Origin of the sequence: Metabacillus schmidteae (assembly GCF_903166545.1) — a bacterium.
GTDB lineage: Bacteria > Bacillota > Bacilli > Bacillales > Bacillaceae > Metabacillus > Metabacillus schmidteae.
Genome location: NZ_CAESCH010000001.1, coordinates 1,203,604 through 1,223,504, shown reverse-complemented (window position 1 = coordinate 1,223,504; position 19,901 = coordinate 1,203,604). Strand labels below are relative to the sequence as shown.

Annotated in this window: 20 protein-coding genes and 1 other annotated feature; of the genes, 4 read left to right on the top strand and 16 right to left on the bottom strand. The window is 36.0% G+C overall.

What is annotated here, in order from left to right:
* Window positions 1–76: 76 nt before the first annotated feature.
* Window positions 77–748, bottom strand: a complete 672-nt coding sequence (gene mecA, locus HWV59_RS05935; protein WP_102228431.1) for an adaptor protein MecA — start codon at window positions 746–748, stop codon at window positions 77–79.
* 504 nt (window positions 749–1,252) lie between these two features.
* Between mecA and HWV59_RS05930 the strand changes: the two genes are divergently transcribed.
* Window positions 1,253–1,921 (top strand): TerC family protein, encoded by a 669-nt coding sequence (locus tag HWV59_RS05930; RefSeq protein ID WP_102228430.1) that lies wholly within the window; start codon window positions 1,253–1,255, stop codon window positions 1,919–1,921.
* A 66-nt stretch (window positions 1,922–1,987) separates the two neighbouring features.
* Here HWV59_RS05930 and spxA read toward each other — a convergent pair whose 3' ends face one another.
* The 7 genes from spxA to HWV59_RS05895 form a co-directional block, all read right to left on the bottom strand.
* A complete protein-coding gene (gene spxA / locus HWV59_RS05925; RefSeq protein WP_078435194.1) occupies window positions 1,988–2,383 on the bottom strand; it encodes a transcriptional regulator SpxA in 396 nt (131 codons plus the stop codon).
* Between the two features lie 245 nt (window positions 2,384–2,628).
* Window positions 2,629–3,204, bottom strand: coding sequence for a GNAT family N-acetyltransferase (locus HWV59_RS05920; RefSeq protein ID WP_102228429.1), 576 nt, complete (start codon window positions 3,202–3,204; stop codon window positions 2,629–2,631).
* Between the two features lie 486 nt (window positions 3,205–3,690).
* Window positions 3,691–4,629, bottom strand: a complete 939-nt coding sequence (locus HWV59_RS05915; RefSeq protein ID WP_235991667.1) for an ABC transporter ATP-binding protein — start codon at window positions 4,627–4,629, stop codon at window positions 3,691–3,693.
* A 1-nt stretch (window position 4,630) separates the two neighbouring features.
* Window positions 4,631–5,674, bottom strand: coding sequence for an ABC transporter ATP-binding protein (locus HWV59_RS05910; RefSeq protein ID WP_102228427.1), 1,044 nt, complete (start codon window positions 5,672–5,674; stop codon window positions 4,631–4,633).
* Window positions 5,675–5,694: 20 nt separating this feature from the next.
* Window positions 5,695–6,717: an oligopeptide ABC transporter permease gene (gene opp3C, locus HWV59_RS05905; protein WP_102228426.1), complete on the bottom strand. Its 1,023-nt coding sequence runs from the start codon at window positions 6,715–6,717 to the stop codon at window positions 5,695–5,697.
* Entirely contained in the window at window positions 6,717–7,646 is a 930-nt protein-coding gene (opp3b, locus tag HWV59_RS05900) for an oligopeptide ABC transporter permease (protein ID WP_102228425.1), read from the bottom strand. Before opp3b ends, opp3C begins: the two co-directional genes overlap by 1 nt.
* 144 nt (window positions 7,647–7,790) lie before the next feature.
* Complete coding sequence (locus tag HWV59_RS05895) at window positions 7,791–9,479, bottom strand: peptide ABC transporter substrate-binding protein (RefSeq protein ID WP_102228424.1); 1,689 nt, start codon at window positions 9,477–9,479, stop codon at window positions 7,791–7,793.
* Between the two features lie 403 nt (window positions 9,480–9,882).
* Here HWV59_RS05895 and HWV59_RS05890 point away from each other — a divergent pair, with 403 nt between their 5' ends.
* Both HWV59_RS05890 and trpS read left to right on the top strand, forming a co-directional pair.
* A complete protein-coding gene (locus HWV59_RS05890) occupies window positions 9,883–10,245 on the top strand; it encodes a DUF3899 domain-containing protein (protein WP_102228423.1) in 363 nt (120 codons plus the stop codon).
* A gap of 179 nt (window positions 10,246–10,424) precedes the next feature.
* Window positions 10,425–10,630, top strand: a binding site (T-box leader).
* A 62-nt stretch (window positions 10,631–10,692) separates the two neighbouring features.
* A complete protein-coding gene (gene trpS, locus HWV59_RS05885) occupies window positions 10,693–11,682 on the top strand; it encodes a tryptophan--tRNA ligase (protein WP_102228422.1) in 990 nt (329 codons plus the stop codon).
* Between the two features lie 199 nt (window positions 11,683–11,881).
* On the opposite strand, the gene HWV59_RS05880 is transcribed toward trpS, so the two are convergent.
* The 4 genes from HWV59_RS05880 to HWV59_RS05865 form a co-directional block, all read right to left on the bottom strand.
* Complete coding sequence (locus HWV59_RS05880; protein WP_175638301.1) at window positions 11,882–12,634, bottom strand: YjbA family protein; 753 nt, start codon at window positions 12,632–12,634, stop codon at window positions 11,882–11,884.
* 141 nt (window positions 12,635–12,775) lie between these two features.
* Window positions 12,776–13,570, bottom strand: a complete 795-nt coding sequence (locus HWV59_RS05875; protein ID WP_175638300.1) for a DUF2268 domain-containing protein — start codon at window positions 13,568–13,570, stop codon at window positions 12,776–12,778.
* A 330-nt stretch (window positions 13,571–13,900) separates the two neighbouring features.
* Window positions 13,901–15,142 (bottom strand): beta-ketoacyl-ACP synthase II, encoded by a 1,242-nt coding sequence (gene fabF, locus HWV59_RS05870; RefSeq protein ID WP_175638299.1) that lies wholly within the window; start codon window positions 15,140–15,142, stop codon window positions 13,901–13,903.
* Between the two features lie 109 nt (window positions 15,143–15,251).
* Window positions 15,252–16,184, bottom strand: a complete 933-nt coding sequence (locus HWV59_RS05865; RefSeq protein WP_102228417.1) for a beta-ketoacyl-ACP synthase III — start codon at window positions 16,182–16,184, stop codon at window positions 15,252–15,254.
* A gap of 223 nt (window positions 16,185–16,407) precedes the next feature.
* Here HWV59_RS05865 and HWV59_RS05860 point away from each other — a divergent pair, with 223 nt between their 5' ends.
* Window positions 16,408–16,722: a hypothetical protein gene (locus HWV59_RS05860; RefSeq protein WP_175638298.1), complete on the top strand. Its 315-nt coding sequence runs from the start codon at window positions 16,408–16,410 to the stop codon at window positions 16,720–16,722.
* A 217-nt stretch (window positions 16,723–16,939) separates the two neighbouring features.
* Here the strand turns inward: HWV59_RS05860 and HWV59_RS05855 are convergent, their stop codons facing one another.
* From HWV59_RS05855 to HWV59_RS05840, 4 genes are all read right to left on the bottom strand, one after another.
* Complete coding sequence (locus tag HWV59_RS05855) at window positions 16,940–17,122, bottom strand: ComZ family protein (protein WP_102228415.1); 183 nt, start codon at window positions 17,120–17,122, stop codon at window positions 16,940–16,942.
* Between the two features lie 28 nt (window positions 17,123–17,150).
* The gene (locus HWV59_RS05850) at window positions 17,151–18,104 is read right to left on the bottom strand and encodes a BMP family ABC transporter substrate-binding protein (RefSeq protein WP_175638297.1); all 954 of its coding nucleotides are present in this window, start codon (window positions 18,102–18,104) and stop codon (window positions 17,151–17,153) included.
* A 73-nt stretch (window positions 18,105–18,177) separates the two neighbouring features.
* Entirely contained in the window at window positions 18,178–18,936 is a 759-nt protein-coding gene (locus HWV59_RS05845) for an NAD(P)-dependent oxidoreductase (RefSeq protein WP_102228413.1), read from the bottom strand.
* A gap of 227 nt (window positions 18,937–19,163) precedes the next feature.
* Complete coding sequence (locus HWV59_RS05840; protein ID WP_102228412.1) at window positions 19,164–19,898, bottom strand: alpha/beta fold hydrolase; 735 nt, start codon at window positions 19,896–19,898, stop codon at window positions 19,164–19,166.
* Window positions 19,899–19,901: the final 3 nt, after the last annotated feature.

Sequence of the window (19,901 nt, the reverse complement as noted above, 5' to 3'; positions counted from 1 at the left end):
TTATTAGAAAAAATAAATAAAGACAGAAAAAACCGATTTATGAATAATCGGTTTTTCCTTACTTAGTATGATTTATTTAAGAGAAGTGCTTTCTGATAACTGTTAGTGCATGATCTTTTGCAATGATGGAACCATATTCCTCAAGGCGGTGAATCGTCACTCGAGATTCTTGTCCATATTCTAGGAGAATACTTAAAGTGTTCTCAATTTCGTCATCAGTAACCTCGTCATCAAACTCAATAAATAAATAATATTGTTGGTCGAGCGTGTATAAATGATTCGTCATCCCATTCAATAGCGAATATTTAGACAAGGAAATAATATGTTCTAGATCATTAAATTTTAACACAAACTGAAGCTGTTGCTCCATATCTTCTATGTGATCATCTTGTGAATCACTTGATTTATTGAAATGTTGATCCAAAAGGGATTCAATATTTTCATCTACTGGCAGTTCTTTAAGCTTCTCATCTGAAATTGGAAGTTCAAGCTTTTGTCCATCTTTTGATAATTGTGCCTTTGTCACGATCACTTCTAAGCCTTTATCAAGTGCCTGAACTTGAATCCAAAGAGGACCCTCAACCATAAACTCTTCTTCCTCATGGACTTCATCCATCATTTCCCAAAAAAGCTCTTCACTTCGATCACGATTATACCATATTTCATCACGATCAAAACCACGCTCTTCTATATCTAAATACGAAATATAAAACTTTACGGTATTCTCGTTTATACGTTCAATTTCCATTACTCAACCTTCCCTTCTATATAAGATGTTGAAGGGACAACCCCCCTCAGGGTAGTTGTACTTTACTACACTTTACCCAAAATTTCAACTATTTAACCGTGGGCAAAGGGAAGTGTCAAACATTCTCCTTAAAGCAAGAACGATTCACACCATTGTTCAAAACCTTCAATATTGAAAGAATCTTGTACTCCTATTTTATGATAAAAAGTGTTTAAAGGAAATAAAAAAACTCTGAATTTACAAAAACAGTTATTTACCTAGATGAATCTAAGGAGCATAACTTAAAAATGGTGTTCATATAATTGTACGAGCATTACGAAAAGCGTAAACGCCTCGTACAGCCCCGACAAGCATAAGACGATTTGGAATAGAAGGCGTTCTTTGCCTTCAATTCCAAATTGGCTTATGACCTCGAGGGGCTAGGCGTTGGAGCTAGACACCAAAACTAAGCACAAAATTATATACTTATTTAAACTTCAAAAAGCTGAAAAGAGGGTCTAAAAAATGGAACACGATTTTTTGTTATCACTTCTTATGATCATAGGGATTGATTTAGTCCTTGGAGCAGACAACGCTGTTGTTATTGCTATGGCATGCCGTAACTTACCCGTTGTTCAGCGAAACAAAGCCATCATAATGGGAACGATGCTTGCAATTGTCATTCGGATCCTCATTACTTTAGTTGCCGTGTATTTATTAAAAATCCCTTTCCTGCAACTTATCGGGGGTGTTTTCCTTCTTTATATCGCTTACCACCTCATTGTCGGAAAAGAAGAAGACACGAAGAGGATAAAAAGTCATCAATCATTATGGAAAGCCGTTAAGACAATTGTTGTTGCTGATTTATTAATGGGATTTGATAATGTACTTGCTGTTGCTGGAGCAGCACAGGGGCATATGATATTAGTAGCAATAGGCTTGTTTATTTCCATTCCTATCATCATATGGGGAAGTAAATTAATTCTTGTTTTACTAACAAAATATCCGTTTTTGATCTATATCGGCGGTGGATTACTGGCCCTTACATCAGGAAAGATGATTATTGAAGAACCTTATCTGCAAAGCCTGTATAGCTCTTACCCTATGATTGAGATGAGTATTCCTTATTTATCTGTATCCTTTATTTTATTAGCTGGCCTTATTTATCAACAAATCTCTTTGCGTAGAGACTAGCTTAAACATAAACAAAAAGAGGTATTTCTACATAGAGTCTATGTAGAAATAACCTCTTTCTTTTATTTAATTAACTAAACGTTGTGCTTCTTGTAATTGATAAGTACGAACACGACGCGGAAGGAAACGTCGAATTTCATCTTCGTTGTAGCCTACCTGCAATCTTTTTTCGTCAATGATAATAGGACGACGAAGAAGACCCGGATTCTCTTGAATCAACGTATATAGATCTTGCAATGGCATTGTTTCTAAGTTAATATTTAACTTTTGGAAAATCTTAGATCGTGTTGAAATAATTTCATCTGTTCCATCTTCTGTCATTCGAAGAATCTCTTTAATCTCTTGTATAGATAAAGGCTCAGAAAAAATATTTCTTTCAACATACGCAATTTCGTGTTCTTCCAACCATGCTTTAGCTTTACGACATGAAGTACAACTTGGTGATGTATACAATGTAACCATTGACTTTCACTCCTCTAAATATAGAATGAGTAACATTTATATCTTTCTAAAATTAAAATTAATTTAATTAAGAACTAATAAATTGATTATACTATAAAAAAGTAAGTATGCATATAGTTATTGTATTAAAAGTATGACAAAACGATTACAATCTTGAAAACTCTAAATAGTTTATGTAAACAATGACTAAATTTGGATATGTTCAACATTTATAATCCAAAAAAAGTCACTGTTCTCATTCTCAATTAAGATAGCTCATCGAAAATATTTTGATTATTTCCTTCATCGATTGTCAGTACTTCGTGTACAGGTTGATAGGATTCACCGTATAGTTCCTTATCTTTAAATGTATGAATAAGGGTATATGTTTCTTGCATCGCCTCAAAGATCGTCTTTTCAGATGCGTTATTTGGCGCCCAATATAAAATCTCTAGCTTATTTATTTCATTAGTCGCAAGAGAGCGTCTTTCATAGCCAATTGATTCAGCATGCTTAAATCCTTGTTTTTGATAAAATTTTAAGCGTTTTTCTGAATCAGAATCTTCATAATTAATTGGCTCGACCTCAAGAATGATGGGTTTTTTCTTATTTTTGAGTTTATTTATTAATTTACTGCCTAATCCTTCTCCCCGAGCATCTTTTGAAACGAATAGATAGTCAATAAAGATAAAATCAGGAAGTTCTGCATACATTAGGACATGGTTTACCCCTTCATCCTTATGATAGATATCTTTCCTCTCTTGAAGCAATGCTTCCATATGTTTCTTTGACTTCATTTCTTCAATGGGAAAATACTGATTTAACTTTTCATACCAGTTCATTTATCTACTCCTATCACATTTAATAAATTCTCCCATGCTTATGTATACCCTTTTGACGGATTATTAAACATATTAAACATTGACTGTTTACCACATACTTTGTTAGATAGAAATTAGTTCGTTCCATTTCGCTCCAGACACAAGATTCGCCGGGGAGGAAGCTGCGGCTTCGCCTGTGGGGTCTCAGCCTTTCCTCACTTCCCGCAGGAGTCAAGTGTCTTGCGCTCCATTCCACTATAAAGTTTTAAAATAATATTCAAACAACAAACTTTCCTTAAACAGCTAAACATCTCCACAATATAAAAAACCAAAAAGGAACATTTGTTCTATCTTAACATACTCTTCTATATATGTCTTGTTATTTATATAAGAAGATGAATTTTTGCTTTCCACCCTATTCAAATTTTGTTTTAAAAAAGAGATTAAATGAAACAATCTTTACACATAAAAAAAGAGAATACCAAACGGTAATCTCTTACGAAATGATTAAGCATGTTCTTTTTTATATTTCTCGAATTCAGATTCTGAACACATGACGAAGTGTCCCGGTTTTACTTCTCTAAATTCAACATTGTCACCTGGTTGGTAATTGTGTTGACTTGGAGAATATGTTTTTCTTACACGAGTACGCTCATAGTCTGGATCTGGAAGTGGAATTGCTGATAGTAAAGATTGTGTGTAAGGGTGAATTGGGTTGTTGTAGAGCTCTTCTGCACTAGCTAATTCAACAAGCTTTCCGAAGTACATAACACCAATTCGATCACTTATATATTTCACCATTGATAAATCATGGGCAATAAATAAGTATGTTAACCCTTTTTCTTTTTGAAGCTTTTTCATTAAATTGACAACCTGAGCTTGAATTGACACATCAAGAGCTGAAATTGGTTCATCAGCAATAATGAATTCAGGCTCCACTGCAAGCGCACGAGCAATTCCGATACGTTGTCTTTGTCCCCCACTAAATTCATGTGGATAACGATTTGCGTGCTCTTTATTTAATCCAACTGTTTCAAGTAATTCAATTACTTTGTCCATACGCTCTTTTTTCGATTTTGCTAGACCGTGAATATCAATACCTTCAGCAATAATATCCGAGACCTTCATTCTAGGATTTAATGATGCCTGCGGGTCTTGGAAGATCATTTGCATTTTTCGGTTAAATTCTTTTAATTGTGCACGGGATTTCTTTCCATGTACATCTACTCCATTAAATAGAACCTCACCATCAGTAGCATCGTATAATCGGATAATAGTTCGACCAGTTGTAGATTTCCCACAACCAGACTCACCTACTAGCCCCAATGTTTCCCCTTTAAAGATATCAAACGAAACATTGTCTACTGCTTTTACTTCATTAGGCTTGCCAATATTAAAGTATTGTTTTAGATTTTTAATTTCTAATAATTTTTCTGTTGTTTCCAATTTAGTTCCCCCCTTTTCCATCAGGGAATTGACGCTGGCGTCGTTGTACTGCTAAAGGTGGTTCAACCTTTGGCGCATCAGGGTGAAGCAACCATGTCGCAGCATAATGTGTATCAGATACTTTGAACATAGGAGGTTGCTCCTCAAGGTCAATTTGCATCGCATACTCATTACGTGGTGCAAATGCATCACCCTTTGGCGGGTGCAATAAATCCGGAGGTGTACCGGGAATTGCATACAATTCCTCTTCGTCTGTATCAAGACTAGGCATTGAGCTAATTAATCCCCATGTATATGGATGCTGTGGATTATAAAAAACTTCATCAACCGTACCAGTTTCAACAATTTTCCCACCATACATAACCGCAACACGATCAGCAACGTTTGCCACAACACCTAAGTCATGGGTAATAAAAATAATCGATGTATTAATTTTTTGCTGCAATTCTTTCATTAATTCAAGAATTTGAGCTTGAATCGTAACATCTAACGCAGTTGTAGGCTCATCTGCAATCAGAACCTTTGGATTACATGCAAGTGCAATCGCAATAACGACCCTTTGTCTCATTCCGCCTGAGAATTGATGTGGGTATTGATTAAAGCGTTCTTCAGGTCTAGGAATCCCAACAAGCCTTAAAATATCAATTGCACGCTCTTTCGCTGCAGCCTTACTTAGCTTTTGATGCTTGATAATCGGCTCCATGATTTGTTTTCCAACTTTCATCGTTGGGTTCAATGATGTCATTGGATCTTGGAAAATCATCGAAATATCTTTCCCACGAATTTTTTGCATATTTTTATTTGATTCTTTAGCTAGGTCTTTGCCTTCGAAAAGGATCTCACCTTGCTTAATATCTGAATTTGATTCGGGGAGCAAACGCATAATCGCTTTCGTCGTAACTGATTTTCCTGAACCAGATTCACCTACGATTGCTAATGTTTCCCCTTTATACAAATCAAAGTTAACTCCACGAATTGCCTGCACTTCTCCAGCAAACGTATGGAATGAAATGTGCAAGTCTTTCACTTCTAAGATTTTATCCATCTTCGGTTCACCTACCTTTTCTAGTCACGCATTTTCGGATCTAACGCATCGCGCAGTCCATCCGCAATCATATTAAAGCAAATCATAATTAAACTGATAACAATGGCTGGTATGATCATCTGATAAGGATATAATTGCAGAACTTTAAATCCATCATCAATGAGTGTACCTAGAGAAGCCAATGGCGGCTGTAATCCCAATCCAATAAAGCTTAGGAAGGCTTCAAAAAATATCGCACTTGGAATTGTAAACATTGTGTTGATAATAATAACACCGGCTAGGTTTGGTAAAAGATGCTTCCAAATAATCTTTCCATTTGATAGACCTAATGTTCTAGCTGCTAAAACATATTCCTGTTGTTTTAACTTCATTACCTGAGCACGAACAACCCTCGCCATTCCAACCCAACCAGTTATGGTTAAGGCGATGGTAATCGATAAAATCCCTGGATCCAACACAATAATCATGAGGATCACGACAACAAGGTTTGGAATACCTACTAATATTTCTGTAATCCGCTGCATAACATTATCTGTACGGCCGCCGACAAACCCGGAAATAGCACCGTATAATACACCAATAACCATATCAATAACAGCTGCTAATACTGCGATATATAAGGATACTTGAGTTCCTTTCCATACACGTGTAAATAAATCACGACCAAGACTATCTGTACCTAACCAGTAATATTCGTCTACATTCTTCTGCTCATATGCATTATAAACATCACCGTTTTTTCTTGTTAAGTTCCCATCAAATGGTAACCAGCTAACATTCTCTAACCCTTGAATTCTCGGGGGAAGATTTGAATGTTTAAGGTTTTGTTCATCTATCCCATGTCCGTTTATATGCGGGCCAACCAGAGCCATAATCGTTAGGAATGCTAATATAATTAAGCTGACGATTGCTCCTTTGTTTTTCCTAACTCGCAACCATGCATCCTGCCAATAATTAAGACTTGGCTTGGAAATCTCTTCACTCTTCGCTGAATCAATATGAGCGGGTTTAAACATATCTTTTGAAATTTTTTCATGTGCCATTATTTTTTACCTCCCGCTAAACGAATCCGCGGATCAATAATTCCATATAGTAAGTCTACAATTAAGATGACGACAACAAATAGAACCGCAAAAAGGATTGTCGTACCCATGATAACAGGATAATCATTAACTGTGATTGACTTTACGAATTGCTCTCCTAGTCCCGGAATACCAAATATCTTTTCAATAACAAGGGAACCAGTCATTAAACTAACAACCAATGGCCCTAAAACAGTTACTACTGGTATTAACGCATTTCTTAGAGCGTGTTTAAATGCAATTTCAAACCAGCTTGCACCCTTAGCCTTAGCAAGTGTAATATAATCCGATTCTAATACCTCTACCATTTCAGTTCTAACAAACCTTGCTGCAGTTGCAATCGGGAACATTGCTAACGCAATTGTTGGCAGAACTGTATATTCCGGACCTTTCCAGAATGCAACTGGAAACCATCCTAATTTTACCGCAACGTAATATTGCAATAGCCCCGCAAAAACGAAGGAAGGGATTGATTTACCAAGTACAGCTAAAAATGTTGCACTATAGTCAACCCATGTATTTTGTCTTAATGCTGAAATGACGCCTAAAATGATACCAAAAAATGTTCCGAAAAGGATCGCCTGAAATCCAAGTGTTGCTGAAGGACCAATGCTATCCATTAAGATCTCAGTAACTCCTACGTTATTGAATTGAAAGGAAACACCTAAATCACCTTTCAGCATATTCACCATATAGGTCGCATATTGTACCGGTATCGGTTCATCTAGACCATATTTGTCTTTCATAATTGTAAGCTGTGTCTCAGATAATTTACCAGCATTTGTAAAAGGTGTACCTGGGATTATTTTCATGAGGAAAAAAGTAAACGTGGCAATTAAAAAGAGTGTAATGACCATATAAATAACACGTTGAGTTAAGTATTTCGCCATATGACTGCACCTCCTAAATAAATTAAATATTCTACAAAGTTCGACAATTTCCCAACAAGGGAAAAGAGAGTATATCGGCATTCAATATACTCTCTCCTTACATCAATTATCACTATAATCAAAAAGTACTAATTAAATCAATACTTATTTTACAGATGCCCATTTGAAGCTGTATTCCGGTCCTACTAAGTGGTAAGTAAATCCGTCAACATTTTCATTTACTAACACGTTAGAAGAACGTTGATACATAGGTGCAATCGCAGCATCTTCTTCAAGTAGGATTCTTTCAGCTTCAGCAAGAGCTTCATAACGCTCTACTGGTTTTTGAGCTAAAGTTGTTTGAGCATCTTTAATTAATTGATCATACTTTTCATTAGAGTAATCCATTTTGTTGTTTCCTCCACCTGTTAACCATAGGTCAGAGAAAGTCATTGGATCTAGGTAGTCAGGACCCCAACCAGCCATTTGAATATCATAATCCTGAGAATTTTCACGATCTAAACGAACGCTGAATGGTACACTTTCAACTTTCAGTGTAAGTCCAGGAAGATTTGTTTCTAATTGGTTTTTAACGTATTCAGCAATTTTTTTAGCACTTTCCGTATCATCACCTAAGTATCTTACTTCAACTTTGTCTGTACCAAGTGCAGCTAAACCTTTTTCCCATGATGCTTTTGCTGCATCTACGTCATGTGGTAGTAATTCGTTTCCATTAATTTCACGGAAGTCTTTACCAGTTTCTTCATTCTTAACAAAATCTTGTGGAACAGCATAGTTTGCAACAATTGAACCGTTGTTTAATACACTGTTAACAAAATCTTCTTTGTTAACTGCTTGCGCAATTGCTTTACGAATATCTGGATTTTTTAGAGCTTCATTTTCTTTTTGGTTAAATTTCAACCAGAAGATTGTAGGCTCTAACCATTTTACCATTCTTTCATCGCCTTCATATTGAGGTACGATGTCAGAAGAAAGTTTTCCTGTTACATCTGCTTCACCAGTTTCAAATGCGTTTGCAGCTGCTTGAGAATCTTTTAATACATTCCATTGAACAGTTTCTAGCTTAACAGTTTCTGCATCCCAATAATCTTTGTTTTTAGTGTAAGTCCATTCAGATGCTGTGCTTCCGCCCCAGTCAGATAAAACGAATGGTCCGTTAAAAACTAGGTTTTCAGCTGTTTTAGCGTAGTTATCTCCTTGTTCTTCAACAAATTTTTGGTTTTGTGGATAGAACGTTGGGAATGCCATTAATGATTGGAAATATGGAATTGGTCTTTCTAATGTTACTTCAAGTGTTTTTTCATCGATCGCTTTAACACCTAATGTGTTAAGATCGTATTCTTTTTTCTCAGCACCAGCTGCAGAAATTTCAGCTGCTCCTTTGATTTTACCATCCATCATATATGGACCATATGGTGATGCGTTTGCAGGATCGATTGCACGTTGCCATGCATAAACGAAATCGTTTGCTGTAACAGGGTCACCATTTGACCATTTTGCATCTCTTAATTTAAATGTATAAACTGTACCATCTTCACTAACTTCAGGCTCACCTTCTGCCATACCTTCAACAACTTCCTGGTTTGGATCTAGACGGTATAAACCTTCCATTACGTTATTCATCGTAGTGAAACTTACTGTATCTTGAGCCATTACACTATCCATTGAAGGAATTGCTGTTGACTCCAATGCTGTAATTTTTTGCTCTGCTGTACCTTCATCACCGCCTGTATCTGTCTCTTTACCAGTATCTCCGCCGCCATTACATGCTGCTAAGAACATACTTAGTACAAGCGATAAAGCTAAAAGTAGAAAAAATTTCGACTTTTTCACAAATTTGACCTCCCTTTTATTTTGAACAAGTTTACTTTACGAGATTATTATACAAGTATTCAGTCAATTGTGCATTTATTTTTTTAATAAAGTTTACAGAAATGCAATACTGTTAATGAAAATCAAACAAAAAATAGGCATAAAGACCTATATATTTTCATTTGAATTTTCTTAATTTTTCATATAATTTCTTCACAATGCTTTAACGCGTTGAATTGTAAAGGGTTACATTATCTTCCAAACTTTTTTGTAGAAAATGTAGAAAAATGACGAATATATTTATATATTTTATACATTTATATCGAATAAATATTTCTACAATAACTTCGCTTCTTTTTTTCCAACCCCTTTCATCTGATATAATAGGTGTTAAAGTACTTTAACTAGAAAAGAGTGAAAGAAATTGCGCAATAAACGATCTGTTACACTCATTATTGTGTCTTTATGTTTAACAATCTTACTGTCTTTTATCATTTACCAAAAACTAACTATTTTGTCATTTGTTAATATTTCTTTCTTTTTTGCCATCGGATTGTTGTTTATATCCTTCTTTACAATCACAGTAAAAGGTGGTTTTTTTGATGGAATAACATACGGCTTTAGGAGAATGTTCGTCTCTAAAGGAAAAGAACTTTCAAAACAAGAAGTTAATGAAATGACTCCAGTTTCAGAGCTATTAACATTTAATCATTCTCCGTTTTTATTAAGCGGGTTAGTGATGACAGTCATTGTGATAATAGGAACGTTTCTTTACTATTTCATTTGATTCATTTATTATTTGCAAATGCATTCATGATCTCATATAATAAAGAAAACTCGCCGACTGGCGAGCCTGAAAGGTGAAGACAGAGGCGTAGTTGCACTTATACTTAGTACGTCAAATTAGCCCCTACGTCGAATAATCTTCCTTGCTGCTAATTTATATTTTTTAATGTATAAAAAAAATAGTTGGCTATGATGAAGAGTAGTACATATATGGCACATTTTACAGAGAGCCTGTGTGTGGTGGAAACAGGCAATGACCGATATGGAATGGACTTCTAAGCTTCTGTGCAGAAATTAAGTATGCTCAGACGTAATCTTGCGTTAAAAGACAAAGTGATTTCTACTAAGAAATAATTAGGGTGGCACCGCGGTCCATCGTCCCTATATTTGGGGCGAGTGGGCCTTTTTTGCGTTCATTTTTTATCTTACTTACTTTTAGGAGGCCAATATGAAAACAATTTTTTCAGGAATACAACCGAGTGGTTCAGTTACTTTAGGTAATTACATTGGTGCATTAAAACAGTTTGTTGATTTACAAGACGAGTACAATTGTTATTTTTGTATCGTTGACCAACACGCCATCACTGTTCCTCAAGACCGCTTAGCTTTACGAAAAAATATTAGAAGTCTGGCAGCTCTTTATCTTGCTGTTGGATTAGACCATGAGAAAGTAACATTATTCATTCAATCGGAAGTTCCTGCACATGCACAAGCTGGATGGATGTTACAGTGTGTTTCTTATATCGGCGAATTAGAAAGAATGACTCAATTCAAGGATAAATCACATGGAAAAGAAGCAGTTTCTGCTGGATTACTCACATATCCACCACTCATGGCAGCTGATATCCTTCTATACAACACTGATCTTGTACCGGTAGGTGAAGATCAAAAGCAACATTTAGAGTTAACACGTGATTTAGCTGAACGTTTTAATAAAAAATATAACGACGTTCTTACCATCCCTGAAGTAAGGATCCCAAAAGTTGGTGCCCGCATTATGTCACTAGTGGATCCTGTAAAAAAGATGAGTAAATCAGATGCTAATCAAAAAGCTTTTATTACACTACTTGATGAACCTAAACAAATAGAGAAAAAAATTAAAAGTGCTGTAACAGATTCTGAAGGAATTGTGAAATATGACAAGGAAAACAAACCTGGTATTTCAAACCTACTATCTATTTATTCAATATTATCGAATGAACCAATTGAAAAAATTGAAGCCAGATATGAAGGAAAAGGATACGGAGATTTTAAAGCAGATGTAGCTGAAGTTGTGGTAAATGCCCTAAAACCGATTCAAGATAAGTATTATCAGCTAATGGAGTCAGAAGAGCTGGATCAAATCCTTGATAAAGGTGCAGAAAAAGCCAATGCAGTCGCAAGTAGAACTTTAAAGAAAATGGAAAATGCGATGGGACTTGGCCGTAAGCGGAAGTAACACAGATTTTTAATCATCGCTTCCGGCTACGGCCGTCATAATTTTGCGACTTATCAAGTATTTTTGCAACTTGGGACGGTATTTTTGCAACTTTTCATTTTTTCTTGCAACTTCCCTGATATTTTTGCGACCACATGTAAATAGAAAAAACGATGTGTTCACTGACACATCGTTTTTTCTACAATGCAGCTTGTCCAAGTCAATTAACCTTTGATTCATGCTCCATATCCCAAAGCTTTTCGAAAAAGGGTTGTCCTTTTATTAGGCGTTCACATAACTGAATATGTTTTGGAGACCAACCAGCTAATGTTTCTTCATAGAGTTGATTCCACACTTCATCAAACTCTCTCTGCTGAATATCCTCATATTTTGTAGGGTTCCATTCTGTATACCAGTACTTAACTTCCGCAGTATTTCTCGTTGCTTGCAGCTGATCAAGTGCCATAAATAAAAGTTGTTTTAATTGACGCTCTTTTCTTGTTAAGCCTCTCATATATTGTGGTGCTAAAGACAATATATGATATTCTTTGTTTTCCTCTTCATTTATTATTTCTGTCGAATACATTTCCGGCTCAATATCTTTGATCATTTCAAATACCAACTGTTCTTGTCTTGGAATAATTCGGCTTTTGCGAATTGGAATTGTATAGCCAATTGTGTCAACTGCCAATATCCCAACTCCATCTGTCACTACAAAACAATAATCAAGTTGGATTCTCTCATGATTTTTACGAATATAAGCCTTTTGGAAAATATCTTTTAATAGACCAGGCGGTAACTCCGATAAGTTGTTTTCTATGTAGTCGAATAATAGGGAATCTACCTTTAATAAAGGAACCTGATCAAGGAGTTCAACACTGTCATCCTTTCTCCATTCATGAAAATGACAGACATTGTATCCATTCTCTTCACCTTCAAACCAATTTACCCAAACATCATGAAGAAATAACATATTAAAACCCCTCACTTCAGTACCATTTGTCAAACAGTATAGGCAAATTTTAGATAAATTATTCCATTCTATGAAGAATATGCATTGTTTTTTCATAAGTTTGAACATGTCCTAACACATTGTATGATTGATCCTTTCTGTTTATGAAGTATTCTTTATCCCATCATACTGTTTCATGATTCGTTCAGATGACATACCTAAAAGTTGTTTTGTCTTCAATCCTGTTTTGTCCATAATTGTCTTTACAATATGGTACCCTACAGAATAGCCCAACATATTTGGATAAAATCCGGTTCCATACATTAATTGGGGAAATTTTGAATGATCTCGTGCTATGTCTTTATGAGGCAGAATGATTCGCTTATAAAACCTCTCACATTGATCCAGGCCGTATAACTTCGTCCAATTAGATACAGCTTCTTCTCCAACTATTTCACGGACTGCATTTTCAGCTAACCCTTCCATGACCATGTTGTCTACTATAGTGAATGTCTCTTCAGACTTTTTAACAGTTGCCAGTCTGCAAACATGGTGATATTCATGTAAAAATAATGACTCAATGTCGTTTTTTAGTACATCTTTAGAAAGAAATAAAAATAACTTATCATGAAATGCCAGTCCTGATCTCCCTCGATATTCTCTCTCAATTTTCCGATTGGTTTGATCAATTGGAAAAATAAAAATGGCTACATCTGGACCATTCCATATATGTTGATATTTTTTTTCCAATGATCTAACATAGCTAACGATTTGTTTTTTTTCCATTTGTTCGATCCAGTCATTGATGTTTGATGTATGTTTGTACATTCCAAATGAATTTAGATAGGATGCAATTTCCCTTTTATTCATTTGATTGAAATAAGGTATTAATTTCTCACTAATTTCCAGCTGCTGTGGTGTTTTCGTTAACCAGTCAATTGTATTAATTAAGCTCATCGTATCATCTCTCCCTCATTTGTAGTTTATGAGGTGAAGGAGAAACTGTTCTTGATTATAGCTATCTAATTAGTGAAAGAATCATAGCTACCACAACTTATTCATTTTCTTACGCCCAAAACCGCTTAAGTTGATTGAAGCGGAAGGTGCGAGACTCCTGCGGGAAGAGTTGGACAGGTGAGCCCCCGCGGAATACGAGCAACCTGGAGCTGCAAGCAACAAAGCCTAAACTACTTACAAAGCATCTTCTAAAAAGAGACTAATCCTCTTCCCTTATTTATTAAACAATTTTCACAAAAATAAAACCCGACATTTCTGTCGGGTTTAAAGTTAAGCATCATACTTTTTAAAGATAATCGTTGCATTATGTCCGCCAAATCCTAATGAGTTACTTAGAGCTGCTTTTACTTCTTGTTTTCGAGCTTCATTTGGCACATAATCTAAATCACATTCAGGATCTGGAGTTTGTAAATTAATCGTTGGAGGAATGATCCCTTCTTTAATAGCTAAAACACTAAAAATAGCTTCAACTCCACCAGCAGCACCTAGTAAATGACCTGTCATAGATTTTGTAGAGCTTATCGCTAATTTATTGGCATGTTCACCGAATACCTCTTTAATTGCTAGTGTTTCAAACTTATCATTATAAGGAGTACTTGTACCATGAGCGTTAATATAATCAATGTCTTCAACTGCAAGGCCACTGCCATCAACTGCCATCCTCATCGCTCTTGATCCACCCTCACCACCTGGTGCAGGTGCTGTTATATGATAAGCATCTCCTGTAGCCCCATACCCAACGATTTCAGCATAAATTTTTGCTCCTCGTGCTAAAGCATGCTCTAATTCTTCAAGAACAACGATTCCAGCTCCCTCTCCCATAACAAAACCATCACGGTCTTGGTCAAATGGGCGGCTTGCTGTTTTAGGGTCCGTGTTTGTTGATAAAGCTTTATTCGCTGTAAAGCCTGCAAATGACATCTCTGTGAGAGGTGCTTCAGCGCCTCCGGAAATCATAACATCCGCTTCACCACGTTCAATAACACGGTACGCATCTCCAATCGAATTTGTCCCTGTTGCACAAGCTGTCACAGTACATGAGTTAAAACCTTTTGCCCCTAAAGCAATGGATACTTGACCTGTTGCCATATCCGGGATAAGCATTGGTACGAAGAATGGACTCACTCTTCTAGGACCTTTTTCTAAAAGTGTTCTATATTGCTGTTCAAATGTTTCCATTCCACCAATACCAGAACCGATCCAAACTCCAACACGCGGAGCGATTTCATCTGTAATTTCAAGGTTCGCATCTTTAACAGCCATGAAGGATGCTGCGACCGCATATTGTGTAAAGCGGTCCATTTTTCTCGCATCTTTTTTATCCATAAATTGTTCAACATCAAAGTCTTTAAGCTCTGCTGCCACTTTTGCTGAATAGGGCTCTGAATCAATTCTAGTGATTGGCCCAACACCAGACACTCCATTTATCGCATTTTGCCAAGTTGTTTCTACATCATTTCCAATCGGAGTTACTGCACCCAATCCTGTTACTACCACTCGCTTTTTTTCCATGATGATTCACCTCATTCTTTAATTATCGGAATTAATTTTTTTTTACAGCCAATAACTTTTATTTTTTTTAAACTGATTCCAACATCAGATTAACGAAACTCTTCTATGTTTATCGACCCCAACGAAGTGCGATTGCTCCCCATGTAAGGCCTCCGCCGAAACCGACCATAACTACTAGGTCACCATCTTTAATCTTTCCTGCTTCTACTTCCTCTACTAAAGAAATTGGAATAGAAGCTGCTGATGTATTTCCATACTTATGCACTGTTTTTGACATTTTTTCAACAGGCAAGTCTAAACGTTCTCTTGCTGCTTCCATGATTCGGATGTTTGCTTGGTGTGGAATTAAGAAATCTACATCTTCTTTTGTTAAACCTGCTTTTTCCAGCACATTTATACTAGATTCACCCATTTGCCTTACTGCGAATTTAAATACTTCCCGTCCGTTCATAATGATGTATTCATCTTGGTAAAGATGCTTTCCACCTGTACCGTCTGCACCTAATTCGAATGATAAAATACCTTTACTTTCACTTACAGGACCAATGACAGCTGCACCCGCACCATCTCCAAAAAGAACCGCGGTATTACGATCATCCCAGTCTGTAATTTTTGAAAGCTTCTCAACGCCAACAATTAAAACATTTTTATATGCACCAGACTCAACAAATTGTTTAGCTGTAACCATACCATACATAAAGCCTGCACAAGCGGCACTAATATCCATTGCAGCTGCTTTTTTTGCGCCTAATTTTTCTTGCAGCATACATGCAACAGATGGAAACGGTTGATCCGGAGTAACTGTGGCAACTAAAATTAAATCTAATTCCTCTGCCGCAATCCCGGCATCTTTTAAAGCATTTTCTGAAGCAAACACAGCCATATCTGAAGTATCGATTGAATCATCTGCAATGCGACGCTCCTCTATTCCAGTTCTTGATCTAATCCATTCATCAGATGTATCCATGATTTTTTCTAAATCTGCATTTGTAACAATCTTTTCAGGTGTGTATCGACCGATACCTATAATCCCTGCATTCATTTGAACAACTCCTGTCCATTCATTCTTCACTTACTTTGAAGTCTATTTATTGTTTTATATTAAAATTTTATATCAATTATTATGACTTGGTACTAATTTTATCTTATTTACTTTTTTTTTTCAATATCAATGTTTTAGTGCACATGTCTAGAACTTGCTTTTCATCAATTCATAAACTAGTTATAGATATGTATCGAAGACACTATGTTAGGAGGTGGTAGACATGACGTCTCATGAAAAAAAGGAAGACGAACAATTTGACTTAGAAGCACACTCAGATGACATCGAACAAGAAATTGAAACCAGCTCTCCTTCATCAGACCCTTTTACACAACTTATGTTCGGAAATAGGGTTCCCAAAAGATACAGAGAACAAAACAATTTGCAAGAAAAACAAGTGGAAGAACAAAACAATGAGGTAAATTATTTCACTTTAATGGAACAGATTGACGATATAATGTCTTCATTAGAAAATCTTAAACCTGTATTAAAAGAATTTGGACCGATTGTAGACTATATTAAGAAGAAAATTAAATAAAAAAAGCTACCATAAACAGGTAGCTTTAAGTTTGTAGAAAATGTAAGAATCGCTAGCCCCTCAGACTGATTGCTAACGCTTGCTTTCGAGGCACGAAGCCTTGGGAGGAGCGGAGTTACCGGGGGTGGTAATGAGCACCGCAGCAAGGTGAGTAACGAAGAAAGCGAGCGTTTGTCAACAGTCTGAAAGCTACCATAAACAGGTAGCTTTCTATTTTTTACTGAGCATCATTCTTCCCTAGCTCATATGCTTCACCCATTACTTTTGTAAAAAGTTCAAGCATTGGTTGGATGGTTTCCATTGATAATTCAATCCCTGATCCTTCAAGCTTTTCCTTAGCTTCAGGTAAATATTTCATAGCGATTTGCATAAATTCCATTGTTTTTGGATGTTGTTCCATTTTTCTTCACTCCTTTTTTCATTAAGTATTATAGCTGATTGGGTAAGAGTCCAGTTTCCTTGTACTCTTCAATAGATTCCAACACAATTGATTTGAATTCTTCATCAACTAGAGGACTAAATGTACCTAGTGAAATGACCCCATCTTTAAAATCATAATAGAGTTCTCCATTTTCTAGTTTTCCGTTATCAAAATCCTTTGCGACAACTTCGTACAATTTGTCAACATGTTGGACCGTACTTGTTAATACTGTACCTTTTCCCAAGTCAGATTGATCTGAAACAAAGCCGATTGCGTATAGTCCCTCTTCTTTTAGCTTTTCAATCACAGCTATATTATATCCGTCACCGGCTACATAGACAATGTCTACTCCATGTGCAATCATTTGATCAAGCAGAGTCAATGCAACATCCGTATTATTCCAATCTTGAACATATTGGATATCTACGTCCACATTTTCATTTTGATAATAAGCACCTTCGAAAAAGCCATCAACTTCAGGCTGCCATTCAAAAGCTGCTAAAACCGCAACTTTATTCGTCTCTGTCATTTCTCCGGCTAGCATCCCACCAAAAAAACCCATTGCATTGGAATCAAAATTCAAGCTTGTCACATTTTCACCATTGGCTTCTCCGTTAAAAATAACAAAATGAATGTCAGGGTATTCACTACTGATCTCATTAAAATAATTTGCAAATTCACTTCCATGTCCAAAAATGAGATTTACACCATTGTTATCAAATTCTTCGATTGCTTCACGTATACTTTTTTCATCTTTCATATTTTCTTTATAAAATACGTCCACATCTAATTCTGATTGAATTTTTAACAATCCTTTGTAGCCTTTAGCTCCCCAAACCTTTTCATCAATTGTTTCTGTAACAAGCAAACCAACCTTTTCGAGTTCCCCCGAAGCTATAGGTTGTCCACAACCAAAAAGCGAAAGAAGAATAATAAGAACAAAGCCTAGCTTTAAGTACATGGGCAACCACTTCCTTGTATACTTTTTCCCTTCTCTTTTTATTTTAGCCTTTCCTTATTTAGTTGTACAAGAGCTAACTATCAAGTTCATAGATCCCTTTAAAAGCTGTTATACAGGAAAGCTGTTTTAATAATCCCTCTTCAATAGGTGTCTTTGTTAAGAGAGAAAGTCGAATCGACTCGTCTTGAGCTTTTTCTGTTGCATTCATTTTTAACTCAACTGAAACTGATTCAATCTTTTCGTCCTTCAGTTCACTTAGAAACGAATACACTTTTTCATACTCACCTTTCCCTATTATCTCAACAATCGTTTCTGCAGCATCTGTAATAAATACAAGTGGCTCATTAATGATAAGAGACTTTTTCTGATCTGATAAAAAAGAATGTAAATGTTGATGAATTTGTTCTTCTGGTGGTTGAAACGGTCCAAAAAGCCTTGGCAATTTAAAGATTGAATAGGAGGTCAAGGTTGATTGAAGGTGCTGATACTCTCCTTCTCTCTGTATAGTTGCAGGGCTTACATAAAAATAATGACTTTTCGTTTCAAATGCTTCCTCAACTGATTTCTTAAAACAAATCTGATCTTGATCATGAGATTCTTCTTTACAATAAATCACATGGGTAACAGCTTCGTTTCTCCACTCATCTTCCAGTGAAAATTCTTGAAATAAAGCATTTCTACCAATTAACATCAATCTTTCTTCTAGAAGAAGCTTTTTCCTTTTTGAGGAACAATCTAGAAAGATTGCGCATACCTCTTTTCCTTCCTCAAGAAACCTTTCACAAAGTGCAAACCCAATATGTGACTGTGCTCCAAACACCATCACTCTCATATCCTTATTTCCCTCCTTATGGACGATATCATACAATATGCGAGGGATCGTTAATTTAGTATTCTTTCATAAGGAAAACTTAGTTGTTTGGAATCAAACATTAGAAAATCTTGACTATCACCAAAGCCCAAATGGCGATTAGTATACTATCATCCCTAAATACCGAGAGTACAAAAAAAGCTTAAGGGCAACTATTTGTAGTCATAGCACCTTAAGCTCTTTTACGTTTATAACACCTTTTCATTTTCTTTATAAAACCTTATAATTGATTGATTTATACGATACAGATTATCTCCAAGATGATAAATTAATTGAATAGGATGCTCCGCCTTACTTCTCATTTCCTCATATTTTTTACTGTGATCTTGTGGAGCATAGGTAGTGCTATTCATTTTTTGCCAAATTCTCACAGGAATGTGGTAACTTGTATTGTGAAGTGTCGGAAGATTTAAAGATGAAAGATTTCTTGGATCAACACCATATGCGGAGGAAATTTCCTTTTTCAAACGCTTATAAAAGAATTTATGTTCTTTTTCATTTTCAAGATGGGCTTGGAGGTCAAGGCAAGGATTCATCATGGCGACAGAACGAATCTTTTCAGGAATTTCCTGCATTAATTGTAAACCTGTTAATCCGCCCATCCCATCGATTAGCAGATGGATACGTTGATTTAATATTTCTTTTTTCATGACCATATGGTACAGCTGTTTCGCCATTGTGACTGAACGAGGGCTACCCCAATGGTTTCCATAAAGATTCGAATGAAAGAGTGTATATCCTTGCTTCATCAAATCTGATATTAATTGATTTCTTCCATAATGCTGATGCCAAAAGCTGGTAGTATCATCAACAAAATCAGACCGATCGCCAATGATTAAAATTCCAAACCCATTTGGCTTAAATGGTAAATGGATGACATTCCATTCTGTCTCAATCTGAAAAAAGCGTTCCGTTATCGTCATCAC